Source organism: Lutibacter sp. (genome assembly GCF_041555395.1).
Classification (GTDB): Bacteria; Bacteroidota; Bacteroidia; order Flavobacteriales; family Flavobacteriaceae; genus Lutibacter.
On record NZ_JBFFKM010000077.1, the window covers coordinates 1 to 8,023 of the forward strand.

At 33.0% G+C, this 8,023-nt stretch carries 9 protein-coding genes and 1 pseudogene; 4 read left to right on the top strand and 6 right to left on the bottom strand.

Features of this window, described 5'->3' with window-relative positions; translation table 11 throughout:
- A partial coding sequence (locus ABY285_RS11620) for an ImmA/IrrE family metallo-endopeptidase (protein ID WP_372770234.1) occupies positions 1 to 1,177 on the top strand: 1,177 nt, incomplete at its 5' end.
- Here ABY285_RS11620 and ABY285_RS11625 read toward each other — a convergent pair.
- Genes ABY285_RS11625 through ABY285_RS11635 form a run of 3 tightly spaced genes read right to left on the bottom strand, consistent with a single transcriptional unit; the run spans position 1,174 to position 2,889 of the window.
- Positions 1,174 to 1,896 (bottom strand): pirin family protein, encoded by a 723-nt coding sequence (locus ABY285_RS11625; protein ID WP_372770236.1) that lies wholly within the window; start codon positions 1,894 to 1,896, stop codon positions 1,174 to 1,176. The two genes, ABY285_RS11620 and ABY285_RS11625, sit on opposite strands and share 4 nt — an antisense overlap.
- A gap of 19 nt (positions 1,897 to 1,915) precedes the next feature.
- A complete protein-coding gene (locus ABY285_RS11630; protein ID WP_372770238.1) occupies positions 1,916 to 2,353 on the bottom strand; it encodes a MarR family winged helix-turn-helix transcriptional regulator in 438 nt (145 codons plus the stop codon).
- 2 nt (positions 2,354 to 2,355) lie between these two features.
- Complete coding sequence (locus ABY285_RS11635; protein ID WP_372770240.1) at positions 2,356 to 2,889, bottom strand: NADPH-dependent FMN reductase; 534 nt, start codon at positions 2,887 to 2,889, stop codon at positions 2,356 to 2,358.
- Positions 2,890 to 3,030: 141 nt separating this feature from the next.
- Here ABY285_RS11635 and ABY285_RS11640 point away from each other — a divergent pair, with 141 nt between their 5' ends.
- From ABY285_RS11640 to ABY285_RS11650, 3 genes are all read left to right on the top strand, one after another.
- Positions 3,031 to 4,659 (top strand): acyl-CoA carboxylase subunit beta, encoded by a 1,629-nt coding sequence (locus ABY285_RS11640; RefSeq protein WP_372770242.1) that lies wholly within the window; start codon positions 3,031 to 3,033, stop codon positions 4,657 to 4,659.
- Between the two features lie 62 nt (positions 4,660 to 4,721).
- Positions 4,722 to 5,438: a YebC/PmpR family DNA-binding transcriptional regulator gene (locus tag ABY285_RS11645; protein WP_372770244.1), complete on the top strand. Its 717-nt coding sequence runs from the start codon at positions 4,722 to 4,724 to the stop codon at positions 5,436 to 5,438.
- Positions 5,439 to 5,443: 5 nt separating this feature from the next.
- Positions 5,444 to 5,776 (top strand): hypothetical protein, encoded by a 333-nt coding sequence (locus ABY285_RS11650; RefSeq protein ID WP_372770246.1) that lies wholly within the window; start codon positions 5,444 to 5,446, stop codon positions 5,774 to 5,776.
- A 20-nt stretch (positions 5,777 to 5,796) separates the two neighbouring features.
- Here the strand turns inward: ABY285_RS11650 and ABY285_RS11655 are convergent, their stop codons facing one another.
- The 3 genes and pseudogenes from ABY285_RS11655 to ABY285_RS11665 form a co-directional block, all read right to left on the bottom strand.
- The gene (locus tag ABY285_RS11655; protein WP_372770248.1) at positions 5,797 to 6,855 is read right to left on the bottom strand and encodes an AMP-binding protein; all 1,059 of its coding nucleotides are present in this window, start codon (positions 6,853 to 6,855) and stop codon (positions 5,797 to 5,799) included.
- Positions 6,856 to 6,876: 21 nt separating this feature from the next.
- Complete coding sequence (locus ABY285_RS11660; RefSeq protein ID WP_372770250.1) at positions 6,877 to 7,836, bottom strand: lysostaphin resistance A-like protein; 960 nt, start codon at positions 7,834 to 7,836, stop codon at positions 6,877 to 6,879.
- Positions 7,833 to 8,023 (bottom strand): annotated as a pseudogene (locus tag ABY285_RS11665) (o-succinylbenzoate synthase); the annotation flags it as partial. The gene ABY285_RS11660 and the pseudogene ABY285_RS11665, both read right to left, overlap by 4 nt.

Consider the following 8,023-nt stretch of genomic DNA (forward strand, 5'->3'; position numbering starts at 1 on the left):
CATACAGGAAGCCGATTTGATTGACATTATTTCAAATGCACCGGCGAAGGTTAATGCATTTATAAGTACCTTAATAAAGATTGCCCAAAACTATAACATGTCGCGTGAAAGTTTCTTTTTAGCGGCTTTGCGTTCTTATCAGGAAGCGCATAACAATTATTTTGAAGACATTGAACTCAGTGTCGAAAAATTTGCCAAAGCCTATCAGATTAATTTAGAAGAAAAAATAAAATCGTCCGATTTAGAAGAAATTTTAGTTGAAGAATTTAATTATAAAATAATCAATAACGGCCTTTCTTCTTACACAAATCTAACGGATTTAAGATGCGTGTTTATTCCAAAAACAAATACTTTATTGTTAAGTGACACCATAGACGAATCTCAAAGAACCTTTATTTTCGCAAAAGAACTGGCTTACAATTATCTCAATTTAAAAGAAAGACTTTATACCTTTTCATGGATCAAATTTGAAACATTTGATCAGGTTTTAAATAATTTTATGGCATCCTATTTTGCAGGTGCCCTCATCATACCAAGAAAGGCAATTGAGAATCAGCTAAAAACATTTTTTGATGAAAAACTTTGGGATAGCCATACCTTTAATAAAATGATTCTCCGTTTTACAGACTCACCTGAAACCTATTATCAGCGCTTAACAAACATATTACCCAAAATATTTCATTTCAAAAATTTATTCTTTTTGCGTTTCACCAATAAAAATGACGAAAACAGGTACAAACTCTCAAAAGAATTACATATTACCCAGCAACAGCCGCCAACAGCAAACGAAATTCATGAACGTTATTGCAGAAGGTGGGTTTCCATTGATCTTTTAAATAGAGTTGATAAAAATGAAATTATTTCAGATATTCAAATTTCTAATTATCCAGAAAATGAATTAAGTTATTTGGTGATTTCAAGTGCCACGAAAGATCCATTTAAAGAAAATTACAATCGCAGTATCAGTATTGGTTTGCTTATTTCACCGCTTTTGAACAGCAAAATTAACTTTATAAATGATCCCAACATTAAATCTAAAAAAGTTGGTGTTACTTGTGAACGTTGCCCAATATCCGATTGTGATGTTCGAGTTTGTGAAGCTATCGAACTGCAAAAAATGGCCAAAAATGAAGAAATTTCCAAAACGGTCCAACAAATCCTAACTGATTTTTCTTAAAATTGCATGGGCACTTCAATAAAAATTAATTCAGAAGCGCTCTTGGCTTTTATGTCTATGTTTTTGGTTTCAGAAATTCCAATGGCATCCCGCTTTGATAAAATTTCATTCTCAATGCTTATTTCACCTTCAATAACCATTACATAAACTCCATGGTTTTCTGATTTTAGCGTATAATTAAATGTTGAATTTTCATCCAAATCAATTCTTGAAATGAGCGCGTCCTGGTGAATTTTTAACGAACCTTCCAATTTGTCATCTATAGAAGATACTAAAATTTGAAGATTATTTTTTCTTTCTGAAGGATTAAATTTTTTTTGATCATATCTTGGTTCCACATCCATTTTATTTGGAAAAATCCAAATTTGAAATAAATTTATTTCTTCGCTTTGCGAATTGTTCATTTCAGAATGCTGCAAACCGCTTCCGGCAGACATCACTTGCACTTCTCCTGTTTCAATGGCTATCCATTTATTGCCCATCGAATCTTTATGTTTTAAAGATCCTTTTAAAGGAATTGTAATTATTTCCATATTATCATGTGGATGCGTTCCAAAACCCATTCCGCCTTGAATTATATCATCGTTTAACACTCTTAATGCACCAAAATTCACTTTTTCAGGATTGTAATAATTTGCAAAACTAAAGGAATAATTTGCGTTTAGCCATCCGTAATTAGCTTGACCTCTATCAGTTGCTTTAAAAATTATTTTTTTCATTTTTGTGATTTTTATCTGGTTATCGAATTTTATCAAGTATTTCATTCAATATCTTTGCTTCTTCTTCTGTAATTGAATTCATCTGGTTATCAAATTCCTCCATTTTAATTTTATCCAATAATTTCAGGCCTTTTTCTGAAATTTTAACATAAACCACTCTTCTGTCGTTCTCGCAACGCGTTCTTTCAATTAAACCTTTATCGCACAATTTATCCATGAGCCTGGTTGCATTTGGTGATTTTTCAATCATCCTTTCTTTTACCATATTTACTGTTACTGCTTCATTGGCTCCTTTTAATATTCTTAAAATATTGTATTGCTGATTGGAAATTTTATTAGGTTTTAAAAATTCATTACCAACAGTATTTAACCAATTCGCTGTATATTTAATATTAATAAGCGCTTTTACATGCTCATTTGGAAACTTTGAATTGATGTCTTTTGAAATATCTCCCATAATTACAGTGCATTTTCAAATTCATCAACAAGATTTTGAAGGTTTTCTTTTAAGTCGGAATTCACTATTTCCCCCTCTTTAAAATTTTCATTAAATAAGGGAAATGACATACTGCCAATAATATTTGCACCCATATAAGGAAATTTACCTAAAGCAATTTCTAAAACAGATTTCCCTCCTCTAATTCCTGGTGAAGTGCTCAATAACAACATAGGCTTGTTTCTCCAAACCTTACCTTCAATTCTTGAAAGCCAGTCAAAAGCATTTTTAAAAGCAGCTGAATAGGCGCCATTATGCTCAGCCAACGAGATTACAAATCCATCAGCATTTTCAAAAATTTCATTTAAAGTTAAAACCCCTTTTGAATATCCTTTTTCAGCTTCAACATCAACCGAAAATAAAGGCATTTCAAAATCATTTAAATCTACTTTTGTCAATTTTGCATTTTTTAACAATCCTCCCGCATATTCAGCCAATATTTTATTGATTGAATTTTTACTTGAACTTCCACCTATAGTGACTATATTTTTTGTCATGTTTTTCGCCTTAAAATTAATTTCTGATGCAAATATACATGAATTATTTTTATTTACCCAGGTATTTATTTACAAGGTATTTATTTGATGCTATTTCACATTCATTTTGTACTTTAGCCTCTCTAGAAAAGCACAACTAAAATGGACATTAACTTCAATAAAAACGAAGATTTCAATAAACTACAATTATCGGCACTAAAAAGAAAACTTGTGAAAGTTTATAAAGGCGGCGGTGAAAAAAGAACTGAAAAACACAAAGACAAAGGAAAGTTAACAGCAAGAGAACGCATAAATTATCTTTTTGACGACAAAAGCGATTCCATTGAAATTGGCGCATTGGCAGGTGAAGAAATGTATGAAGAACACGGTGGATGTCCATCGGGCGGCGTCATTGTAAAAATTGGATACATCAAAGGAAAACAATGCATTATTGTTGCCAATGATGCAACCGTAAAAGCCGGCGCATGGTTTCCTATCACAGGAAAAAAGAATTTGCGTGCTCAGGAAATTTCCATGGAAAATAAATTGCCGATCATTTATTTGGTTGACAGTGCAGGGGTTTATTTACCTATGCAAGATGAAATTTTTCCCGATAAAGAACACTTTGGAAGAATCTTTAGGAACAATGCAGTCATGAGCAGTATGGGAATTACACAAATTGCCGCGGTTATGGGAAGTTGTGTTGCCGGAGGCGCTTATTTGCCAATTATGAGCGACGAAACTATTATTGTTGATAAAACCGGAAGTATTTTTTTAGCCGGAAGTTATTTGGTGAAGGCTGCTATAGGGGAAAATGTGGACAATGAAACGTTGGGTGGCGCAACGGCTCACAGCGAAATAAGTGGCGTGACAGATTATAAAGCCAATGATGACTATGATGCCTTGAATAAAATAAAAAATATTATTGATAAAATTGGAGATTATGACAAAGCTGGTTTTAACAGAATAGAAACTGTAAATCCAGTTGAAAATCCTGAAGACATCTTTGGAATTTTACCTGCCTCAAGAACTGATCAATATGATATGCTTGAAATCATAAAACGTTTGGTCGACAATTCAGAAATTGAAGAATATAAAAAAGACTACGGAAAAACCATCATCTGCGGCTACGCAAGAATTGAAGGTTGGGCTGTTGGCATTGTCGCAAACCAACGAAAAGTCGTTAAAAACGCCAATAAAGAAATGCAATTTGGCGGCGTAATTTATTCTGATTCAGCAGATAAGGCCACAAGATTTATAGCCAACTGCAATCAGAAAAAAATTCCACTGGTGTTTTTACAAGACGTTACCGGGTTTATGGTAGGAAGTAAAAGCGAGCACGGCGGCATTATAAAAGACGGCGCCAAAATGGTAAATGCAGTCAGCAATTCTGTAGTGCCAAAATTTACAGTAGTGATAGGAAATTCATATGGCGCGGGAAATTACGCCATGTGCGGCAAAGCTTATGATCCCAGACTAATTTTTGCATGGCCTTCTGCCCGACTTGCAGTGATGGGCGGCGAACAGGCTTCAAAAGTTTTATTGCAAATTGAAACAGCTTCTCTTAAAAATAAGGGAGAAGAAATAACCAATGAAAAAGAACAAAAAATACTGGAATCCATTCAGCAAAAATATGATACCCAAACATCGCCTTATTATGCCGCCGCGCGTTTATGGACAGATGGTATTATCAATCCGTTAGACACCAGAAAATGGATTGGCATGGGTATTGAAGCTGCAAATCACGCACCCATTGAAAAACAATTTAATTTAGGAATAATTCAGGTTTAAAATTATTGTAAATACCTTTTGTAATAATTACCTTTACAGCGCATAAAAATATAGAAAATATTATGGGAAGAGCTTTCGAGTTTAGAAAAGGAAGAAAAATGAAAAGATGGGCTGCTATGGCAAAAACCTTTACAAGAATTGGTAAGGATATTGTGATGGCGGTAAAAGAGGGAGGGCCAAATCCAGAAAGCAATGCACGCTTAAGAGCGGTAATCCAGAATGCCAAGGCTGCCAATATGCCTAAAGAAAATGTTGAGCGCGCCATTAAAAAAGCAACAGACAAAGATACTGCAAACTATAAAGAAGTTTTATTTGAAGGTTATGCACCACACGGAATTGCGATCGTAATTGAAACAGCAACCGATAACAATAACAGAACCGTTGCCAATGTTAGAGCGGCTTTTAATAAATGCAACGGAAATTTTGGAACTTCAGGATCTGTTGTTTTTATGTTTGATCATACTTGTAATTTCCTTATAAAAGCTGATGATCTTAAAATGGATTTGGAAGAATTGGAATTGGAATTAATCGACTTTAATGTGGAAGAAGTTTTTGAAGATGAAGAAGGAATTCTTATTTATGCACCTTTTGATCAATTTGGAAACATCCAAAAATATCTTGAAGAGAATAACATAGAAATTATTTCCTCTGGTTTTGAAAGAATCCCTACCACAACCACCAAACTTAATGAGGAAGAACAAGCCGATGTTGAAAAATTATTAGACCGGTTAGATGAAGACGATGATGTGCAAAACGTATATCACTCCATAAAAATGTAATTATTATGATTTTATTTGGCAAAAAGCAGCATATATTAAAGCATAAAACTCCAAAGGAAATTATTTGTCCAGAATGCAATTCAGGAAACTCGACAAAAATCTCTGTTATAGGAATTTATAAACACTTATTTCACATTCCATTTTTATCCGGAGGAAAGTCCGGAGAATCAATTTGCACCAGTTGCCACGAAACATTTAGGCTATACAATATGCCAAATTCCATTAAATTAGCGTATTATGAATTGAAAGAAACAGTTAAAACTCCTATTTGGTTTTATGCAGGTTTAATTGGAATAAAAGTGCTGGTTTTGGTTAAAATATTTAGTCGGTATTTTTAAGTTTTGTTAAAAAGCTGAAACTATTTACCAATTTTACACAAACTTAGCGTTTTTGTTCTGTCAATTTTTCTTGTTTGTGTTTCCATAAATTTTTCTAAAAAATAGATTTCTTTCGGAGTTTCATATTTTGAAAGTGTACTGAGGTATTGAACTTTATTCAAAACATCGTCATTTTTAATTCCTTCAAAAATTAAAATCAATTTCTCTCCAAGAATTTTATCTCGTTTTCCTGCGACAAAAAACCTGTTTTTTATAATTGCTGATAATTTTTCTTCTATTTGTTCAGGAATTAATTTTATACCGCCAGAATTGATTATGGTATCAAAACGCCCAAGCCATTTAAATTCTTTTTCTGAAATAAGTTCAACCAAATCGTTAGTAATCACTTTTTCTTCTGAAATTTTTGGCGCATCAATAATAAGGCAGCCTCTATTATCAAGAGAAATTCTAATGTTTGGCAATGTTTTGTAATAAGATTCGACTCCGCTCGAAATAATATTGAGCTTTTTTACCGCAATATGCGTTATGGTTTCTGTCATTCCGTAAGTGGCAAAAATCGCTGTCTTAACCTCCTGAATTTTATTTAACAACTCATTTGAAACTGTTCCACCGCCAACAATCAACTTTCTTATTTTATGAATATCGGCCAAAGAATTATACAATTGCAGAGGAACCATTGCTGAAAAATCGTATTGTTTTTCTAAGTTTTTAAGGGGATTTGAAGTTGGTTCCACAATATCTAAATGCCAACCCAACGATAGTGCTCTTAACAACATCATTTTACCGGCAATATAATTTGGCGACATACACAACAATGCTGTTGTTTTTTCAGGCAAATTAAAATAGTCACCAGTAGCTTTGGCACTATTTACCATATGCTTTTTTTGAAGTTGAATAATTTTCGGATTCCCTGTAGATCCCGAAGTTTTTAATTCAACAAAAGACTCCTTATTAAACCATTCCATTAAAAAACCAGTAACTTCAGAAGAAATTTCTTTGGAAAAATCAATCAGTTCTTCTTTGGAATTAAATGATTTCCCTTGTAATTTAAATGCACAATGAAATGGATTGTCGACCATCAACTTTTAACTTTTAATAAATTAAGCGATAAACTCATCTTCCTTAAATTCTATTGGCTTAAACACGTGTCCAAATAATTTTTCCTTCCAATTCGTCCATCCGTATTTTTTTGAAAATATGATTAAAATGATTGGATACAATACAAATATCGGCACAAACATTTCGTAACCAACTGAAGGTTCAGATACATCAATAAATAAGGCTTCTGTTTGGAAAGCCGCCCAATTAGCGGTAACCAACATAGCTGCGAGTATGTTGTTTGCTGAGTGAAAGCCTAAAGACAGCTCTATTCCCTCATCCATTAGCGTAAAAACACCCAGCAATAAACCTGTACCAATATAATAAACCATGATAAACCAACCCAATTTTGCCACTTCGGGATTTGCTCCATGTAACAAACCAAAAATAACCGAAGTTAGCATTAATGCCATAAATGAATTTTTAAACCAAGTGCCAAAGCCTTGCATTAAATATCCCCTAAACAATACTTCTTCCATACTCGTTTGAATTGGCAACAATAAAAATGAAATTAACACCAATATTAAGAATGGAATTGGCTTAAAGTTCCAAACATAATCCTCAGGAGCCATAAAATAGCTGATGATAAAAATGACAACACCAACTGTAAACCATAATAAAAAAGCAAATAAAACTCTATTCCAGTCCAGTTTATCTCTACTCGTTAAAACAGTCAATATTTTACGCTTATGAATAAATTTAATTCCTAAAAATAAAAAAACAAGGCCACCCAAAAACGTAAAAATAATGAGCAATAAATACAGATTTGAATCTATTCCCAAATTCATGAAAGCATCGGATAGGGCATTATAAAATTCATTTATATCTTTTGAATAATAAAATCCAGCCAATGTCAGTGGAATAATTCCGATTAATTGCCAACCAAAAAGCAATAGAATTAAGGTCGTAAAATAAGTCCAACCTTCATTATTGCCTTTGTATGCTTGTTGAATAAATTTCATATTTCTAAATTAAAATCCCATTTTTTAGTTTTGTTATAAAGCAGTTGACCGTTTTTTACTTCTAACGGACTTTCAAAATTATTGGTAAATAAGCTTCCAGTACCCAAACCTTGAGGCATTTTATTTTTTAAGGTGTATGTCCATTGTGCAATGGCATTTAACCCAATATTGCTTTCCAGCGCTGAGG